Annotated in this window: 11 protein-coding genes, 1 rRNA gene and 1 pseudogene; 2 read left to right on the plus strand and 11 right to left on the minus strand. The window is 67.8% G+C overall.

Annotation, left to right across the window (positions count from 1 at the left end):
• Positions 1-159 (minus strand): 16S ribosomal RNA (locus tag BLQ75_RS00005); the annotation flags it as partial.
• A 546-nt stretch (positions 160-705) separates the two neighbouring features.
• On the minus strand, positions 706-1,140 hold the full coding sequence (locus tag BLQ75_RS00010; protein ID WP_092595899.1) for an HAD-IA family hydrolase: 435 nt from the start codon (positions 1,138-1,140) through the stop codon (positions 706-708).
• 152 nt (positions 1,141-1,292) lie between these two features.
• Between BLQ75_RS00010 and BLQ75_RS00015 the strand changes: the two genes are divergently transcribed.
• The gene (locus BLQ75_RS00015; protein ID WP_211481077.1) at positions 1,293-1,658 is read left to right on the plus strand and encodes an Rv3235 family protein; all 366 of its coding nucleotides are present in this window, start codon (positions 1,293-1,295) and stop codon (positions 1,656-1,658) included.
• 457 nt (positions 1,659-2,115) lie between these two features.
• Here the strand turns inward: BLQ75_RS00015 and secA are convergent.
• From secA to BLQ75_RS00050, 7 genes and pseudogenes are all read right to left on the minus strand, one after another.
• Positions 2,116-4,660: pseudogene (gene secA / locus BLQ75_RS00020) on the minus strand (preprotein translocase subunit SecA); the annotation flags it as partial.
• A gap of 340 nt (positions 4,661-5,000) precedes the next feature.
• Positions 5,001-5,756, minus strand: coding sequence for a ribosome hibernation-promoting factor, HPF/YfiA family (gene hpf / locus BLQ75_RS00025; protein ID WP_092595905.1), 756 nt, complete (start codon positions 5,754-5,756; stop codon positions 5,001-5,003).
• A 478-nt stretch (positions 5,757-6,234) separates the two neighbouring features.
• Positions 6,235-6,930 carry a ComF family protein gene (locus BLQ75_RS00030; protein ID WP_092595908.1) on the minus strand — a complete coding sequence of 232 codons (696 nt, stop codon included), beginning with the start codon at positions 6,928-6,930 and terminating at the stop codon, positions 6,235-6,237.
• Between the two features lie 126 nt (positions 6,931-7,056).
• Positions 7,057-8,796, minus strand: coding sequence for an LpqB family beta-propeller domain-containing protein (locus BLQ75_RS00035; protein WP_092595911.1), 1,740 nt, complete (start codon positions 8,794-8,796; stop codon positions 7,057-7,059).
• Positions 8,793-10,439, minus strand: coding sequence for an MtrAB system histidine kinase MtrB (mtrB, locus tag BLQ75_RS00040; RefSeq protein ID WP_092597094.1), 1,647 nt, complete (start codon positions 10,437-10,439; stop codon positions 8,793-8,795). Before mtrB ends, BLQ75_RS00035 begins: the two co-directional genes overlap by 4 nt.
• Before the next feature lie 151 nt (positions 10,440-10,590).
• Positions 10,591-11,268: an MtrAB system response regulator MtrA gene (mtrA, locus tag BLQ75_RS00045; RefSeq protein ID WP_043576314.1), complete on the minus strand. Its 678-nt coding sequence runs from the start codon at positions 11,266-11,268 to the stop codon at positions 10,591-10,593.
• A gap of 127 nt (positions 11,269-11,395) precedes the next feature.
• Entirely contained in the window at positions 11,396-12,037 is a 642-nt protein-coding gene (locus BLQ75_RS00050; protein WP_092595914.1) for a dTMP kinase, read from the minus strand.
• Between the two features lie 336 nt (positions 12,038-12,373).
• Between BLQ75_RS00050 and BLQ75_RS00055 the strand changes: the two genes are divergently transcribed.
• Positions 12,374-15,040 carry a hypothetical protein gene (locus BLQ75_RS00055; protein WP_092595917.1) on the plus strand — a complete coding sequence of 889 codons (2,667 nt, stop codon included), beginning with the start codon at positions 12,374-12,376 and terminating at the stop codon, positions 15,038-15,040.
• 300 nt (positions 15,041-15,340) lie between these two features.
• On the opposite strand, the gene BLQ75_RS00060 is transcribed toward BLQ75_RS00055, so the two are convergent.
• Both BLQ75_RS00060 and manA read right to left on the minus strand, forming a co-directional pair.
• Entirely contained in the window at positions 15,341-16,846 is a 1,506-nt protein-coding gene (locus BLQ75_RS00060) for an amino acid permease (RefSeq protein WP_092595920.1), read from the minus strand.
• Between the two features lie 205 nt (positions 16,847-17,051).
• Positions 17,052-18,335, minus strand: a complete 1,284-nt coding sequence (gene manA / locus BLQ75_RS00065) for a mannose-6-phosphate isomerase, class I (protein ID WP_092595923.1) — start codon at positions 18,333-18,335, stop codon at positions 17,052-17,054.
• Positions 18,336-18,485: the final 150 nt, after the last annotated feature.

Genomic DNA, 18,485 nt, shown 5'->3' on the forward strand with positions numbered 1-18,485 from the left:
TTCCCAGGGTTATCCCCACGCCCAGGGCAGGTTACTCACGTGTTACTCACCCGTCCGCCGCTCTGCACACCGATCCGAAAACCGGCGCCATCGCTCGACTTGCATGTGTGAAGCGCGCCGTCAGCGTTCGTCCTGAGCCAGGATCAAACTCTCCAACAAGAAACCTATTGGAAAAAACCCCAGCACCACCCACACCACAACACCACAACCATGATGCCGCAGCGCGGGCACTACTCAAAGCAAAAAAAGACAAGAAAGCAAACACACACACGCGTGCACAAACACTGTTGAATTCTCAAAGAACACACCCACCACACACACGGCAGGCCCACACCCGGAAACATCCACCAACTAACCAGCCAGCAGACATCCGAATGCTTTTCCGTTGTTCACCGCATTCACCGTAGCACCCCCACCAAACCCCCCACACACCGGGGGGCCCAGCCACCCGCCGATCACGACCCACCACCACAGCGAGCCCCAACCAACGAACCAGAAGGCACCACATGCAGTTCTACAAACAACCAGCCACCACCACGAACCGAAACCAGAAACCACCCGGAAAGCACCCGAAAAAACCGAGCACCAACCCCTAGCGATTCCCAACCCGGCCCCGCCGTGCTGACAACAACCACTCTAACCCCCACCACACACCCCCACACACCCACCCCCCAACAACCAACAAAACAGCAGGACAACAGGGGATTAACCGAGAGAGTCGAGATCGAAGAGCACGGACAACTCGTACAGAGTCGAACGGACACCGGAGTGCGACACCCCCACCATGCCCACGGCGACCGCCGCGGTCACATTGCGCGGTTCGTCGTCGAGCAGGACGCACCGCCCTGGCGGAAGTTCCAACCGTTCGGCCACGTCACGGAAACTCGCGGCCTCGGGTTTCCGGAGCCCCGTCTCACCCGAGACGGCCACCACATCGAACAACCGACCGCAGTCGAGTTCGGCGGGTCGCCGGTCCCCATTGGACAACAACGCGGTGACGACCCCCTCGTTCCGAAGCCGCTCCAGAGCCGAGACCAACGGAGCCCGCTCGTCACCGTCCCCGGTCTCCCCTCCCCGGAACGAGTCCCCGAAGTCGTCGAGGACTCCGCCGTAATCGACCACGAGCGCTGCCAGAGTCATTCGGCAAACCTATCGATTCACCGGTGGCCCTCCAACACGCTCAAGCCACCGGGGGTCATCACATCGGGTGGTTCGGACGCTGGACTCGAACGCACCGAGGGGGCGAGTCACTCCCCGTCTGGTGAGACCACCGGGAAAAGGAGAACACCGCCATGCGCGAAGGTCCCACCGCACTCGCGGCCAGCGAGAGCCGAACCCCGCCGTTCTACTCGGCGTCCGCACTGGCCCACGGGGCGGCCAGAAGCGTGGTGGAGGTGCTGTCCGGCAGAAGGCCACTTCACCAGATACGCCGATGGCTGAGCAGGCCGGTGGCGGGCCTACTGACCAGCCTCACCCGTTCCGGAGCACCACTGGACTTCCGCACCCGCGTGAACTCGGTTCACGCCTGCCCGACCAGTTCCAACACGGTAGAGGTCTGCGTGGTCATCGGTGAGCCCCAGCGCCACCGGGCCGTGACTCTCAGGCTGGAACGACGGCTGGACTCGGGCTGGTCGTGCACTCTGCTCACCCTGGTCTGAATTCCGTAGGGTGGGCAGCCGAGTTCGGTCCACCGGTCACTTCGCCCACGCACCGGTGTCCGGTCGGTGTTTCGCGGGAGCAGCACCGGAACACCGACCGGACACGTCCCGATCCGGGGCGAAAAGACTTTCGACTACCGCTTCCTGCCCTTCTTCGACTCGGCGCGGGCAGCCGCACGCCGCTCCCGACGGGTGCCCTGCTGCTGCCCGGCGCTCTCCGGTTCGGAGCCGCTGGTCTCGACACCACCGTCCTCCGAAGGACCCGAGTAGCTGAGCCGCTGCTTCGCCGCCGCTCCGGAGGAATTGCCACGCAGCGCCGCCGGGACCTGCGACTGTTCGTCCTGCTCCGAACCGAGCTGGCTCAGCGCGGGCCCCGCCGCACGGGAGTTCTTGCCGCGCTTGGAAGTCGGACGGGCAACGCCCTGCCCCGTCTCGGCCGCGACGCCGTCAGCTCCCGAGCTCTGGCTGACCGACACCGGAACCGAGGATTCGGAAGACTCCTCCGGCTCCGCGGCCTCGACCTGAACGTTGAACAGGAAGCCGACGGATTCCTCCTTGAGCGCCTCCAACATGGCATTGAACATGTCGAAGCCCTCGCGGCGGTACTCCAGCAGCGGATCCCGCTGCGCCATCGCGCGCAGGCCGATGCCCTCCTTGAGGTAATCCATCTCGTAGAGGTGCTCACGCCACTTGCGGTCCAGCACGCTGAGCACGACGCGGCGTTCGAGCTCCCGCATGCCACCCTCACCGACCATGCTCTCGATCTCGGCCTCCCGGGCGTCGTAAGCCCGTTTGGCATCCGCCAGCACCGCGTCACGCAGCTTGTTGCTGCTGAGGTCACCGTCCTCCTCGGCGATGTCCTCCCAGTGGATCGAGACCGGATAGAGGGTCTTCAGCGCGGACCACAGCTGTTCCAGATCCCAGTCCTCGGCGTAGCCCTCCGAGGTGGCACCCTTCACGTAGGCGTCGACCACGTCCTCGATCATGTGCTCGACCTGCTCACGCAGGTCCTCCCCCTCCAGCACACGCCTGCGTTCGGTGTAGATCACCGAACGCTGCTGGTTGAGCACCTCGTCGTACTTGAGGACGTTCTTGCGGATCTCCATGTTCTGTTGTTCGACCTGGGTCTGGGCGCTACGAATGGCCCTGGTGACCATCTTGTGCTCGATCGGGACGTCGTCCGGAACCTTCAGCCGGGTCATGACGGTCTCGACCATGTTGGCGTTGAACCGACGCATGAGCTCGTCGCCGAGCGAGAGGTAGAACCGGGACTCACCGGGATCACCCTGACGGCCGGAACGACCGCGCAGCTGGTTGTCGATACGCCGCGACTCGTGCCGCTCGGTGCCGAGTACGTAGAGTCCCCCCACTTCACGTACCTCGTCGGCCTCGGCCTCGACCTGCTGTTTGATCTTGTCGACGACGGCGGGCCACTCGGCCTCGTAGTCCTCCCGGTTGTCCACCGGGTCCAGGCCACGTTTCCGGAGCTCGGCGTCCGCGAGATGGTCGACGTTGCCGCCGAGCACGATGTCGGTACCACGGCCGGCCATGTTCGTGGCCACGGTCACCGCACCCTTGCGCCCGGCCTCGGCGATGATACCGGCCTCCGACTCGTGGTGCTTGGCGTTGAGCACGCTGTGGGGGACGCCGCGCTTGGTGAGCAGCTTCGCGAGGTACTCCGAACGATCGACACTGGTCGTGCCCACCAGCACCGGCTGGCCCTTGCTGTGCCGCTCCTCGATGTCCTCGGCGACGGCCGCGAACTTGGCTTCCTCGCTCTTGTAGATCAGGTCGGGCTGGTCCTGCCGAATCATCGGCTCGTTGGTGGGGATGGTGACGACACCGAGCTTGTAGGTGCTCTGGAACTCGGCCGCCTCCGTCTGGGCGGTACCCGTCATGCCGGCGAGCTTGTCGTAGAGCCGGAAGTAGTTCTGCAGTGTGATCGTGGCCAGCGTCTGGTTCTCGGCCTGGATCTCGACGCCTTCCTTGGCCTCGATCGCCTGGTGCATGCCCTCGTTGTAGCGACGTCCGTGCAGCACACGCCCGGTGAACTCGTCGACGATCGCCACCTCGCCGTTGCGGACGATGTAGTCCTTGTCCCGGTGGTAGAGCTCCTTGGCCTTGAGGGCGTTGTTGAGGTAGCCGACCAGCGGGGTGTTCGCGGCCTCGTAGAGATTCTCGATCCCGAGCTGGTCCTCGATGATCTCGACGCCCTCCTCGGTGACGCCGATGGTGCGCTTGCGCTCGTCGACCTCGTAGTGCTCGTCACGCGTCAGCATCGGGGCCAGTCGCGCGAACTCCTGGTACCAGCGCGAGGACTGGTCCGCGGGGCCGGAAATGATCAGCGGGGTCCTGGCCTCGTCGATGAGGATGGAGTCGACCTCGTCGACGATCGCGAAGTTGTGGTCGCGCTGGACGCACTCGGACAGGCTCCAGGCCATGTTGTCGCGCAGGTAGTCGAAGCCGAACTCGTTGTTGGTGCCGTAGATGACGTCGCAGTTGTAGGCTTCCCTGCGCTGGTCCGGGGACATGTCGGCCGTGATCGCGGCGACCTCCATGCCGAGGAAGCGGTATATCCGGCCCATCCACTCGGAGTCACGCCTGGCCAGGTAGTCGTTGACCGTGATCACGTGGACGCTGTTGCCGGTGATCGCGTTGAGATAGCCGGGCAGCACACAGGTGAGCGTCTTGCCCTCACCGGTCTTCATCTCGGCTATCTGCCCGAAGTGCAGCGCGGCGCCACCCATGAGCTGGACGTCGAAGTGCCGGTTGCCGAGCGTCCGCCTGGCGCCCTCGCGCGCGACCGCGAAGGCTTCCGGCAGGAGCTTGTCCAGCTGCTCGCCGTCGGCGTAGCGCTCCTTGAACTCATCGGTCTTGGCCCGCAGCTCATCATCGGACAGCGCGACCGTGTCGTCTTCGAGCTCGTTGATGTGCGCCGCGATGGAACGCAGACGCTTCAGCATCTTGCCTTCGCCAGCGCGGAGCAGTCGGGACAGGACCATCCGGTCGACCTCACTTGCTGATCGTGACGCGCCCGTCACGGACGCTTTACGGTCATAGTATTAGAAGCCCGCCTCCGCACGGTTCGCTCAGGCACCGCAGGCCGATGCGCACTGCTCGAACGTCGGAAGCGGCCCACGGTCCACGAACGTTTCCGGCACGCACGTGTGTTCCCGCCACACCCGATCGTGCGGTGGCAGGGGGAGTGTGGCCGTCCGTCGGCTGCGTCGACCCACAGACGTGGCCGTCCCCGCGCACCACGGTACGCGGCGGACGGCCACGATGGTTATGGTCCGTACCAAATCGGTACTGTTGTCGCGGCTCGTTCGGGATAGGGCCGGATCAGGCCAGCCGGATCACTCCGTAGTCGAATCCCTTGCGGCGGTAGACCACGCTGGGTTTGTCGGCATCCGCGTCGAAGAACAAGTAGAAGTCGTGTCCCACCAGCTCCATCTCGTAGAGCGCCTGATCGACGGTCATCGGGGTGGCGGGATGTTCCTTCTCGCGGACGATTCTGCCGGGTTCGTAGCCGTTGATGTCCTCACGTTGCCGGGGGACGCCGGAGTCACCCGAAACAGATTCGGTTTTCTGGGAAGTTCGCTGATTTCCAACTGCGCTGTCGCTCACGGTGCTGTTACCCCTCGCCCTGTCGTCTCGCGGCTGCTCGGCCGGCGGCTCCAACAGTGTCGTGCGTGATTGGCCTCGTGGCGTGCCTCCGGCACCCGCGACGGCGACCGGGCGGTCTGCCATGGCCGCGGTTGCCTCCGCCACCGACCGGGGGTTGCGTCGGCCGTAGTGCACCTTCCGACGGTCGTGCATCTTGCGTAGCCGGTTCTCCAGCTTCGTCGAGGCGGCGTCCAGCGCGGCGTAGAAGTCCGGGGCGCTCGCCTCTGCGCGCACCGCCGGTCCGCGTCCCCGGAGAGTGATCTCGACCCGCTGGCAGTTCTTCGCCTGACGTGGATTGCGCTCGTGGTGCAGTTCCACGTCGGCCCGCATGGCCTTCCTGTCGTAACGGTCGAGACGGCTCAGCTTCTCGCCGACGTGCTGCTGATAATGAGACGGCACCTCGACGTTGCGGCCCTTGACGACGATGTCCATTCACGACCTCCGTTGCTCAGCGTGCTTCCGTGAATGACGATCACGGCGACACCGGAGTGAGCGTGCTCAGCTCGTTTCCGGCGTCATGGTCATCAATGCCTCACCTCATTCCGCTGCCGGAAACGGCTGATGGGAACGCACGTTAGCTGGCTTTACGGAGTTGTGACACCCCCCGAGTCGAGTGAAAGTCAATCAGCCACCCGGTGTGATTCACTTCCGCCTCGAGCGGGTGATGGCGCACCTCCGTTCCACCTCTCGCTCTTTCCCACGACCGCAGTACCGGAGACCGCGCCCCGGACTCACCTTTTCGGAGCTGTACACGAATGTGATTCCGGATCGGCGGGGAGCCTCCGGCCATCCGCGTATACCCGGCAAACGCGTGACACAAACCAGTGGTTCCCGAAGCGGCGGAACGGAAGTCGACTCCTCACCCCCGCACCGGCCGCTCTCGCCCCCGGCGGCGGTGCCGGAAGAGCGCTCACGTCTCCCTGGCCGCGTTCGCCAACACCAGCATCCCCGCCACGGGGAGCCCGGCCCCGGCCAGTGCTTCTCGGCAGTTCAGCAGCGTGGCCCCCGTGGTGAGCACGTCGTCGAACAGCAGCACAGGGGTTCCGGGCGATGGCACGCGGCTCCTACGCAACAGCACCCCGCCACGCAGGTTCTCGAACCGCCGCGCGCTGTCCAGTCCGACCGAGTCGCGCACCAGAGGACTCAACCTGAGGCAGTCCGCCGTCCGCACACCCGGCACCCCTCGTTCCGCTCGCCGCGCGAGCCGAACGAGGTAAGCCCTGCCACGACGGCGAACCGCCGCGGGCCTGGAGGGCGCGGGAACCAGTCGCACCGGACCGGTACCCACGAGCGCCGCGTGCTCGTCGAGGATCTCCCGCAGCGCGACGGCCACACGTGCCGCGAGTGGCCCTTCCAGATCACGCCGCCCGCCTTCCTTGCAGGCCAGCAGTGCCGTTCTGGCACGGCCGCAGTAGCGCGCCAGCGCGTGGACGGGAGGGGCCGAGGACAGCTCGGGCGGGTGCACCCTGCGCAACCGCGCGAACCTCCCGCCGCACCCCGCGCACAGCGCGAACCCGGCGAGCCCGCACCCGGCGCAACGCAACGGCAGCAGCAGATTCACGAGGCCGGCCGCCGCACTCCACTTCGCCCGTCGATCGGATGACACACTCGCGAGACTGCCCCGGTCTCCGGGCCGACGGCCACTCCGAGCGCCTCCTCCTCCGGCGTGTCGGGCTCACCCACACCCGGCCGGCAGCGGCACACCCGGCACGACCTCCCCGCGGTGCGCCGCTCAGCCCGGGAAGAACGGGATCGAATTTTTCTTGATCGGGATGTTCTGCAGTACCTCCCAGTAGTCGCTCTGGTCCCTGACCTGCCAGAGGTACTCCTTGTCGGAGACGATGACCCGTTGTCCGGGCCCTACCGTCACCCTGCTGGGATCGCGGAGGTTGGAGGATCGGTAGGTCGGCCAGAAGAAACCGTCGATCGAGACCTTGACCACGGGAACGTCGTCGCTGCCGGTAATGGCCACCAACGAGTCACCGCTGAGCCAGTCGACTCCCTTGATCTCGGTGTCGCCGAGGCCTCCGGTCAGCGTGGTGGGCCGGTGCAGCAGCACCTCCGAACCGCTTCCCGCGATGCCCGCGACGACTATCCTGCCGTTCACCACGGCCGCGAGCCGGGTACCACCACGCGCGATCCGCAACGCGTCGATGCTCCCCCCGTCGGGGAACGCACTGGAGTCGACCTCGGTGACCGACCAAGAACCGTTCTCGTCCCGGGTGGCCCGCATCACCCGCTTACCGTCCACCACGGTCCAGACCTCGGACTCGCCACGCCAGGTGGGTCTGGTCATGAAACTGCCGTGGATGGGCAGCTTCCGCAGCGCACCACCGTAGGGCCCCACGCGCAGATCGACTCCCTCCTCATCGGCGCGCTCCACCGCCGCCAATCTCGAACCGTCGTCCGAACGGGCCGCGTTGGTGATCTGGTAACTTCCGTCCCCGGCCGGGCCCGGCACGGAGGGTGCCTGCTCGCTGAACACCCGCAACTTCTCGTCGACGACAGCGAGCGGTTCCACATCACGGGGAACCTCGTTCTGCTGCTCGTACTCGCTGACGTCGGAGGGACGCAACGAGTCGGAGCTCGGCAGCAACGGGGCGCCCTCGTGCTGCAGCTTCACCCGGGCGGTACGGACATCGCTCAGGGTCAGCACCACCTGAGCGGCGATCAACCGCTTCTTCTTGCTGCTCAACTCACCGAGGCCACGCAGGTCGACCAACAGGGCGCCGCTCTTGGTCTCGCTGACGTTGCTCCCCGTGGTGGTGCCCTCCGGGATGGCGGTGTTCATGGCGGAATCGAAGCTCTTCGACGGTCCCGACAGCAGCAGGCTGATGACGCGGGCGGGCAACGTGCTGTCCGGGTGCTGCCGGACCCAGCGGACATCCGGAATCACGCCGTCCCGCTGCTGGTCCAGGAAGTACACCGACACCGAGCGGTAGTTGTTTATGAACTCCTTACGGTGGACCAGCAGCATCTTCGGCGGATCGGTTATCCGCCACTGCCCGTCGGAGCGGCGCTCGACCCTGACCGTCAGGCTGATGTCCTTCTCGTCGGAGACGAAGGAGTGATCCGGCCGGATCCTGCCACGCTGGTGCATGTCCAGCTGGAGGATCTGGACGGAGTCGTCGTCCGCGTTCTCCCCCTGTTTCGGGAATATGTTGACGCTGTTGACGATGACCAGTTCCTCGGGAACCTTCCAGGACTCGGCCGCCCGTTCGGTCAGGCGCAGCCGCGCCGCTTCGTAGTCGTTTGCCGGTTGCGCGGTGGCGTCGAGGAAACTGCGGACGATATCCTGCGCACCGGATCTCTCGGACGGTGGCTGGGGCTGGGTACTCGTCTCGCGCCCCTCCTCGACCTGGCGGATGGCCTTCGCCTCGGTCTCCTCCGGTATGGAGGCGCAGCCGGTGACCGGCACGGAAAGCACCGACAACACGGCCACCGCACGTACGAGCCGCCCCCGTAACCTCATCGCTCCTCCTGATCGTCGGTCTCGGAGAACCGGATCGGCTCCCGGCCGCTTCGATCCTGCTCCTCGTCCGGCGGAACGGAGCCGTTCTCGCTCGGATCGGCCGGTACGGCGAGCAGCGCCTCGGGCGCGGCGATGCTACGGGCGCTCGGCAGCGGCAGTGGACTCGTGTCGACCTGTTCCCCCGAGTCACGGGGCAGGGTGAGCCGGAAGCAGGACCCCTGCCCAGGTTCACCCCAGGCGTCCAGCCAACCACCGTGCAGTCGGGCGTCCTCCGCCGCGATGGACAGCCCGAGTCCGGTACCACCGGTCTGGCGGTCCCGCGAGGGATCGGCGCGCCAGAATCTGGTGAACACCAGCTCGCTCTCGCCCGGGCGCAACCCGACCCCGTAGTCGCGAACCGTGACCGCCACGGCACGCTCGTTCTGCCCGAAGGTGATGTCCACCGGCCGCCCCTCCGCGTGGTCGATGGCATTGGCCACGAGGTTGCGCACGATGCGTTCGACGCGGCGGGTGTCCGCGAGAATGCTGACCTCCTCGGCCGGAAAATGGCCGCGCAGCTCGACCCCGCCCGTCCGGGCGATGGGCAGCAGCGACTCCATGACGCGGCGCACCAGGTCGGGCACGTCGAGCGACTCGGTGGACAGCTCGGCCACCCCCGCGTCGAGCCGGGAGATCTCCAACAGGTCCCCGAGCAGGGACTCGAACCTGTCCAGCTCGTCGACGAGCAGCTCGGCGGAGCGTTCCAGACCGTCCGGGAGGTCGTCACGGGAGGCGTGCAGCACATCGGCTGCCATCCGCACCGTGGTCAGCGGGGTACGCAGCTCGTGCGAGACGTCGGAGGTGAACCGCCGCTGGAGCTGGCCGAACTCCTCCAGCTGCTGGATCTGCTGCTTGAGGCTGTCGGCCATCTCGTTGAACGAGTCGGCCAGCCGCGCCATGTCGTCCTCACCGATCACCCGCATCCGTTCGTCGAGGTTGCCCGCGGCGAGCCGTTCGGCGGTCTGCGCGGCCTGGCGCACCGGGCGCACCACCTGACGGGTGACCAGATTGGTGATCGCGCCGAGCAGCACGAGCAGCACGAGACCACCCACCAGCAGGGTGCTCTGCACCACCTGCAGGGTGCGCCGCTCCGACTCCAGCGGAAACAGGAAGTAGGCCTGCAACGGACGGGTGGCGGTTCCGGCCGGGCTGCCGATGACGAGCATGGTGACCCTGCTGCCGCCGTCGTTGGCGGTCTCGATCTGGATGGCGAGCTGGTCCTGCTCGACGAGCCTGCGCAGTGACTCCGGAACACTGTCGACCGGACCCGCCGAGGGCTGTGCGCCGTCCTCGGCGATGGCGTGGCCGTCCACCAGCACGGGTTCGTAAGTCCCGGCGACCGAGTCGCTCTCGGTCTGCTCGGCCGCCGTGGTGGTCAGGCGGTTCAGCGCGTCCTCGAGCTGCTTGCCGACATCGTCCTCATTGGGGTCCACCGCGGTCAGCTGCCGTTCCAGCACCGGCAGGTTCTGCTCGACCTGCTGGATCGCGGCTCTCTTCTTGTTCTCCAGCAGCCTGTTCGTGATCTGCGTCTGCAGCACCATGCCGAGCACGAAGACGACCGCGGAGGAGAGAGCGAGGGTGCTGACGACGACGCGCAGCTGCATCGAACGTCGCCAGGTGGTTTCGAACCGGTGCCAGCGCCTGCGCAAGCCCTCGCGGACGCGAACCACGAACGAACACTCGGCGCCGACGGGATGCTCCTCGCTGTTCACCCCATCCGTCCTGTCCAGTAGAGCCGATCAGCCGGTACGGAAGTCATGGCGGGCCGGCCTTGTAACCGACCCCCCGAACCGTGAGCACGACCTCCGGGTGCTCGGGGTCCTTCTCGATCTTCGACCGGAGCCGCTGCACATGCACGTTGACCAGCCGGGTGTCGGCGGCGTGACGGTAACCCCACACCTGTTCGAGTAACACCTCGCGGGTGAATACCTGACGTGGCTTACGTGCGAGCGCGACCAGCAGGTCGAACTCCAGCGGCGTGAGCGAGATCGGGACTCCGTCGCGCGTGACCTCGTGCCCGGGGACGTCGACCGTCAGGTCACCGATGGAAAGCACCTCGGCCGGTTCCGCCTCGGTACGACGCAGCCGCACCCGCAGCCGGGCCACCAGCTCCTTCGGCTTGAACGGTTTGACGATGTAGTCGTCGGCCCCGGACTCCAGTCCGAGCACCACGTCAACGGTGTCACTCTTCGCGGTGAGCATGACAACGGGGACCATCGATTCCGCGCGGATGGCCTTGCACACGTCGATGCCGTTCATGCCCGGCAGCATCAGGTCGAGCAGCACCAGGTCGGGTTTGAGCTCACGCAACGCGGGCATCGCCTTGGTGCCGTCGTTGACCACGGCGGTATCGAACCCCTCACCGCGGAGTACGATGGTCAGCATCTCCGCCAGAGCCGGGTCGTCGTCCACCACGAGCACGCGTGACTTCATGCCCCACATGGTTGCACTTGGCAACGCGAGGACAAGCACCACCCGGCAATCATCACCGCAGGTCGTCGGATCACTGCCCAGCGCGGTGGACCCGATACCGCCGAACGGAGCACTACGTCGGAGTAGGTTAGGCGAGCACCCGATCGGCCAGCGCGCTCGGATCGGTGGTGACCGCGTTCTCGACGACGTGCCAGGGCGACCACCACGACATCTCGGCGAGTTCCCGGTAGACCACGGCACAGCGCTCCTGCAGCCCGGCGTCGGACTCGAACCTGTCCCTTCCGTCCCCCGCGTCGGAACGCTCCCGCCGCTCGGCCCGCTCGGCCGCGACCTCACTCGGGACGCTCAGCAGGATCTGCAGCTCCGGGGCGGGCAGTCCGAAACGAGTCACCTCCAGCTGGTAGGCCCAGGAGGCGAACTCGCCGTCGGCGTGCTGCCACAGCCGCGCGGCACCGTAGGCGGCGTTGGACGCCACGTAGCGATCCAGCAGCAGCACGTCGTGATCGGCGAGCTCCGCCCGCAACCACGCCGCGGAGCGCTGCCGGTCCAGCGCGTAGAGCACGGCCATGCCGTACACCGAGTCGGCCAGGTCGCCGTGCGCGCCGCGGAGCGCCTCGGCCACGAGATCAGCGTGCACGTCCTCCCCGTAGCGGGGAAAGGCCACCCGGCCCACCGACAACCCCCTGGACTCCAGTTCCGAGGTCAACGTACCGGTCAGGGTCTGCTTCCCCGCTCCGTCCAGTCCTTCGATCACGATCAGCCGCCCCATGGGTGCAGACCCTACGCAGCCCGCCACCGCCCCGACCCGAGGCATCCACCCGATGGGCTCCGCGACCAGGCCCCGTCGAGCCGTGCGATCACCGCACCGGTCGCTCGTCCCGGCCGCCGCGAACCGGTCGGCGGTGCTGACCCCGCACCGATCTCCCGGAACTTCCCCGCGATGGGGACAATCTCGGGAAGACGGTCGCAACGAGACCGTCGAGAAGAGACAATCGGAAGGCGACGGGTGCCGCTCCCGAACGAAACGGGACCGTCGGGAACGGACTCATCGGACTCCGACGAGGAAAGGGCGCCCCCGCCGCGCCGACGACCCACAGGAGGAACAGTGCACGTACCCGGGCCGGACACTCGCGTGGTCGAGCTGCGGGTACACGGCGTCCTCGGAACCGAGCCCCGGGAGCTGACCGACTCGGTGGCCTCTGTGGACGTGGCCGGGGACGGTCTGGGGCGGATCGTCAGCCCGGCGGATCGACTGCTGCGCCCCGTTCCCGGCCCCGACCTCAACGCGGGAGAACGAACCGTCCCCCGCTCGGTCGAGGGATACGTCTGGGGCGGGATGACCGCCGGTGGCGGAAAGGCGCTGTGGGCGCTGCTGTTCCCCTTCGCGCTGGCGAACATGGCGCACTGGATGCTGCCGCCGAGCGATCCGGCGCGCCGATCCTCGCGCGCGCTGGGCGCGCTGCTGCGCGCGGGGCTGCGCCTGGCGGCACTCCTGCTGACGATGCTGTTCACCGCCCACCTGACGGTGCTGAGCCTGGACCTGCTGGCCGCCCAGTGCCTGCGCCCGGGAGCCGGCTGCCTGGGCGCGGTCCCGAACGGGCTCCGCACGGTGGAACAGCTGCGCTCGATCCCGGCTTTCGCCTTCGTGGTGGGCATCGTGGTCGGCATGTACCGCCTCTCCGCGATGTCGTGGCGCGTACGCACCCCGCTGAGCCCGGAGACCGGGCAGACGACGCAGGCGCCGAAGCTCCCCGGAAACGGCGTGGTGCGCGATCCCGCCACCCCCGCTCTGCGGACGCTGCACGCGGTGGCGGGGCTGTGCACGACGGTGCTGTTGGCGCTGGGAGGCCCCTCGGCGGGCACGGATCCACGATGGGTGGCCGCGGCCACGCTGACCGCGCTGTGCGTGCTGGGAACGGCCCTGCTGGACGACCCCACCGGTTCGGCGGCGCGGAACTCCGAGAACGGACTCACCCGTGCGGTGAACCCGCTGCTGGGGTATTACCCACGGGTCGTGCTACTCACGCTCGGCGGACTGCTGGTGACGGCCACCGCCGTGGCCCCGAACTCGCTGTCCGGCCCGCTCCCCGGTTCGGGCGGAATCACCGACTCGCTGACCCTCGCGCTGCTGGTGCTCTGCGGCTGTGTGGGAGCGGTGCTGGTTCCGGCGGCGTTGCTGGCGCGCGACTCCTGGCACCGCCTCCCCACCAGGCTGCGTCCGTGGGCGGGTGGCTGGTTCGCCGCGCCCGTACTGCTGATCGCCTGCCTGCTCGGAGCCGGATTCGGGGCAGGGGTGACACTGAGCGCCCGGCAGGCGCTCGACGCGGATCTGCTGCTACCGGTTTCCTACGACACCGTGACGTTGCTGTGGGGCTCGGCGACGGCAACGCTCGTGCTGGCGGGGCTCTTCGTGGGGCCCTGGGCCTGGTTTCGCTGGTGGCGCGCGGTGCGCACCGACAGCGTCTCGCCCGAGGTGGAGCTGCTGCACGCCGGTCGCCCCGCCGACCAGCGCAGCGCCGAACGGGCGTGGAAATGGGCCGAGCTGCAACGGGTCCACGGTCACCGCCTGGTGCTGGTGCTGGCCGGAGCCCTGGCCGGTGGAGCGGTCCTGGCACTGGCGGTGCGCCTGGGCAGCACCGAGACTCCCACCTGGAGCCGCTGGTTGACGCTGCTGGGTGTCGGAGCGCTGGCCACGCTGGCGGCGACGCTGCTGCGGATGGTCTACCTGGCGGTGCGTCGTCCGAACTCGGCACAGCGGTTGAGCCTGCTGTGCGATCTGACGCTGTTCTGGCCGCGTGAGGCGCACCCGGTCGTTCCCCCGTGCTACGCCCTGAAGGTCATCCCCGAGCTGGTCAACCGGGCGTGCGAACACCTCTCGGACCCCAACACACGGGTGGTGCTTTCCGGACACAGCCAGGGGAGCCTGCTGGTCTCCGTAGCGGCCGCGAGGCTGCTCGGCCAACTGGACGAGCAGGATCGCGAGCGGGTCGGTCTCGTCACGGCCGGTTCCCAGCTGCAGTGGGCCTACGCCCGCGGGTTTCCCGGTTTCCTCGGCCACGGGGCGCAGCGCTCGCTGGCGGGCTCGCTGGCGGGGCGCTGGCGCTCGCTGTGCCGTGGCACCGATCCGATCGGCGGGGCGGTGACCACGTGGAATCGGCAGGTTCACGACGGCAAACTGCTCGGCGTGGGGTTCCGGCACGACGGCAGCGAGGGGCCGCTACCCGCCGCCGCGCGTGGCCCGACCGGTGCTCTGGTGCTCGGCGGTGACCACTGGCTGCCCGATCCGCAGCGCGGTCCGTTCGAGCAGCGGCGCTGGATGGCGGGACTGCTGCTGCACTCGGAGTACAGCGGCGATCCCGAGTGGGACAGGGCCGTGTCGATGGCGGCCGCTCTGGAGGTGCCCGCCCGGGGGACGAACCTCCCGCTGCGCACGACGATGGCCGAGCCGGTGGGAACACCGCGCAACGGCAGGGCACAGCGTGAGAGCTCCGACGGGGACCCGGTGAACCGCCACTCGGGGGAGACGCCGGTGGCCTCGCGTCCGTTGTCCACCGACAGCGGCGGGAGGAAGCAGGATGAACGGGCCGGCACAGCGGTCGCCGACCCCCCGGCGGATCAAGAGACGGGCGGGACGGGGAACGGCTCGGCCGAACACCGGGCCGCCGAATCGCCGGGGACCGTCACGCCCCCCGAACCACCGGAGATCATCGATCTGCCGGGTATGACTCCCCCCTGGGAACGCGGCCCCGCCCTGCGCCCCTCCAGCCAGTGAGCCGAGAGGCTCGGTGATTTCGCGCTTGGTTTCAAGGGGTCGGTGCGATGACCCCAATACGGCGGTGTGGCCCCAGCTCCCTCGATTTCCCACGAGATCGCCGGGACACCAGTGCCGACGAGTAGTCGCGCTCCGACCACTCCCGCAACCCGCACCGCCGCGGTTTCTCACGGGTCGTCTCGCGAGGACGACCTCGACGTGGGGTAGTACCTACTCGATGTCGAGGCTCCCGCGGCGAGACGGCCCGTGAGGTTCCGCCACTCGACCAGCCCAGCAGCCGGCACGCACACGATCTCGGCCTCAGTCGGGGAGGTCGCCGGTCCTCTCCCGCTGCCCGAGCACCGAGTGGGTACGGCTGTAGAGCACGTAGATGACCACACCCGCGACCATCCAGATCAAAAACCTGATCCAGGTGAAGGCGGTCAGGTTGATCATCAGCCAAAGGCAGGCCAGCACGGCCAACACCGGGACCAGCGGGACCATGGGCGCCCGGAAACCGCGCGGCAGGTCGGGACGTTTCCGCCGCAGCACGATCACCCCGACCGAGACCAGGATGAACGCGAACAGGGTGCCGATGTTGACCATCTCGGCCAGGCTCGAGAAGGAGAAGAAGCCGGAGGCGACGAACACGGCCGTGCCGACCAGCATGGTGGTACGCACCGGAGTTCCCCGGTTCGGGTCGGTCTTGGCCAGCCCGCGCGGCAGCAGGCCGTCCCTGGCCATGGCGAACAGCACCCTGGTCTGCCCGAGCAGCAGCACCATGACCACGGTGATGAGACCGATCAACGCTCCCACCGCGATCAGCGTGGCGGCCCAGTCCACCCCGTTGACCTCGAAGGCGGTGGCGAGCGTGGCGCTCTGCCCGTCGGGGCCGGTGGCCAGCCGGGTGTAGTTCACCATGCCGGTGAGCACGAGCGAGACGCCCACGTAGAGCACGGTGGTGATCAGCACCGACCCGAGGATGCCGCGTGGCGCGTTGCGCTGCGGATCACGGGTCTCCTCCGCGGTGGTGGCGACCACGTCGAACCCGATGAAGGCGAAGAACACGATCGACGCGCCCGCCAGCAGCCCGTAGACGCCGAAGGTGCTGGACTCACCACCGAGCATCAGGGACAGCAGCGACTGGTGCAGCGCGGGACCGCCCTCCGAAGTGGGCTCCCCCTCGGGGATGAACGGGGTGTAGTTGTCGGGTTTGATGTAGGCGATCCCGGCGAGGATGATGAACAGCACCACCGCCACCTTGATGCTCGTGATCACCATGCTGACCCGAGCCGAGAGTTTCGTACCGGTGACCAGAACGGCGATCAGCACCGCGACGAGCAGCATGGCTCCCCAGTCGAGCTGCAACGGCCCCAGCGGGAGCTTGGTGTCCACCACCAGCCCGAGCCCGGAGGCCACCTGCTCCAGGTACGAGGACCAGCTCTTGGCCACCGCCGAGGCGGCGATGGAGAACTCCAGGATGAGGTCCCAACCGATGATCCAGGCTAAGAACTCCCCGAAAGTGGCGTAGGAGTAGGTGTAGGCGCTTCCGGCCACCGGAACCGTGGACGCGAACTCGGCGTAGCACAGCGCTGCCAACGCGCAGGCGATCGCGGCGAGCACGAAGGCGAGTGAGACGGCGGGGCCGGAGGTGTCACCGGCCACTTGTGCGGTGAGGGTGAATATCCCGGCACCGATTACCACCGAAACACCGAAAACGATCAGATCCCAGGTGCCGAGATTCTTGCGCAGCCTGGTGTCCGGTTCATCGGTGTCCAGGATCGATTGCTCGACCGTTTTGGTCCGCCATATTCCGCTTCCTGGCACCCCTGCCTCCTCGGATCGTGCTTACGGATGGCACCGCACGATAGCGGTCGCGAGGCCGTTTCCGATGGTGGTTGAGAGCACAATCTACTAACGAGCCGAGGAGTCCGCCCGGCTCGGGGCCACCGAGGCGGGCGGAGAACCGCGCCGGGTCGGCGAGCCGTCGAAGTGGTTCCGGAGGTGACGGGATCGAACGGTTGGAACGGGTTCAGACCGCTCCGGGAGCGGCTCGGAACAGCTGGACCCGCTCGTGGGCCTCACCCAGCGGTTGGGCCAGCACGCAGGGATCCGAGGCGGCGAGCCAGACCGAGTCCCCCTGGGACAGCTCCAGTTCCCGCGCGCCACCGGTGTGACCGTTGTGACCGCCGTTGCCGTTGGAGCCCGCTCCGCCCGAGGTGGGGGACAACCGGACGGCCCCCTCGGTGCACAGCAGGATCTGCGGTCCCGCGGAGTCGAGCAGCACCCCCGCGCGGTCGCCGGAGTTCCACTCCACTCTGGACAGCTCGAACTCCTCGGCCTCGGTGCGGTAGACCGTCAGGTTGGTGCCGCGTCGCTCGCCGGTCAGCACCCGCATCTCCCCGTTGCCGAAGTCGAGCACCTTCAGCAGTTCGGCGACGTCCACGTGCTTGGGGGTGAGACCGCAACGGAGAATGTTGTCCGAGTTGGCCAGTATCTCGACCCCGGTGCCGCGCAGGTAGGCGTGCAGGTTGCCGGGCGACAGGTAGATGGCCTCCCCCGGTCGCAGGACGATGCGGTTCAGCAGCAGGCTCGCCAGCACCCCGGCGTCGTTGGGGTAGGCCTCCCCCAGTTCGAGCACCGTGCGGCACTCCTCGACGAACTCGCCGCCCGAACGCACGTACTCGGCGCAGGCGCGCAGCAGGTCCGGTATCAGGGCCCGGAGATTCTCCTCCGGAAGGGTGATCCAGGTGGTGAACAACGCACGCAGACCGTCCCGGTCGGGCTGGGCCGCCAGTAGCCGCACGTGGGCCCGCAGACTCGGTACGTCGAGCTGATGCAGCAGCCGGACGGTGGCCTCGGCCGCGCGGAAACCGGCGAGCGCGTGGAACTCGGTCAACGCGCAGATCAGCTCGGGCTTGGCGGTGGGGTCCGGATAGTTGCGGTCGGGGGCGCTACGCGGCACGTCGAGCGCCTCCTCCCGCGCGAACCCGTCGGCCGCCTGCTCGGCGGAGGGGTGGGCCTGCAGGCTCAGCGGCTCGTCCGCGGCGAGCACCTTCATCAGGTACGGCAGGCGGTTTCCCCATATGTCGGTGCACGCCCTGCCCAGCTGGTGGGTCGGTTCCGCGTCCAGCAGACGCACCAGCGAGACCTCCGACCCGTCCTGGCACAGCAACCGCGAGGAGTCCCCGGGATGGGCACCCATCCAGAGTTCGGCTTCGGGATGTGGGGCGGGCACGGGACGGCCGAGCAGCTCCGCGATCGCGGTCCGAGACCCCCACGCATACGGGCGTACCGCGTTGCGCAGTAACTCCACAGTCGTTCTCGCTTCCTCGTCTAACCGCGTTTCCCCGACGGAGGCGACACCGCCCGGCGGGAGTACAACGAACGTGCCCCGCCCGCGCTTCGCCGGAAGGAGCACCGAAACTCTCCGGGCGGGTCGGTCGGGGACACCACGGGCGCGCCG

The organism is Actinopolyspora xinjiangensis, from assembly GCF_900104475.1.
In the GTDB taxonomy this organism is placed as follows: Bacteria; Actinomycetota; Actinomycetes; order Mycobacteriales; family Pseudonocardiaceae; genus Actinopolyspora; species Actinopolyspora xinjiangensis.

Bases quoted from the DNA above. Each gene is read 5' to 3' on its own strand.
- mtrB (WP_092597094.1), bottom strand. From the start codon at position 10,439: ATGCAGCTGCGCGTCGTCGTCAGCACCCTCGCTCTCTCCTCCGCGGTC.
- mtrA (WP_043576314.1), bottom strand. From the start codon at position 11,268: ATGAAGTCACGCGTGCTCGTGGTGGACGACGACCCGGCTCTGGCGGAG.
- BLQ75_RS00035 (WP_092595911.1), bottom strand. From the start codon at position 8,796: ATGAGGTTACGGGGGCGGCTCGTACGTGCGGTGGCCGTGTTGTCGGTG.
- BLQ75_RS00050 (WP_092595914.1), bottom strand. From the start codon at position 12,037: ATGGGGCGGCTGATCGTGATCGAAGGACTGGACGGAGCGGGGAAGCAG.
- BLQ75_RS00015 (WP_211481077.1), top strand. From the start codon at position 1,293: ATGCGCGAAGGTCCCACCGCACTCGCGGCCAGCGAGAGCCGAACCCCG.
- BLQ75_RS00010 (WP_092595899.1), bottom strand. From the start codon at position 1,140: ATGACTCTGGCAGCGCTCGTGGTCGATTACGGCGGAGTCCTCGACGAC.
- hpf (WP_092595905.1), bottom strand. From the start codon at position 5,756: ATGGACATCGTCGTCAAGGGCCGCAACGTCGAGGTGCCGTCTCATTAT.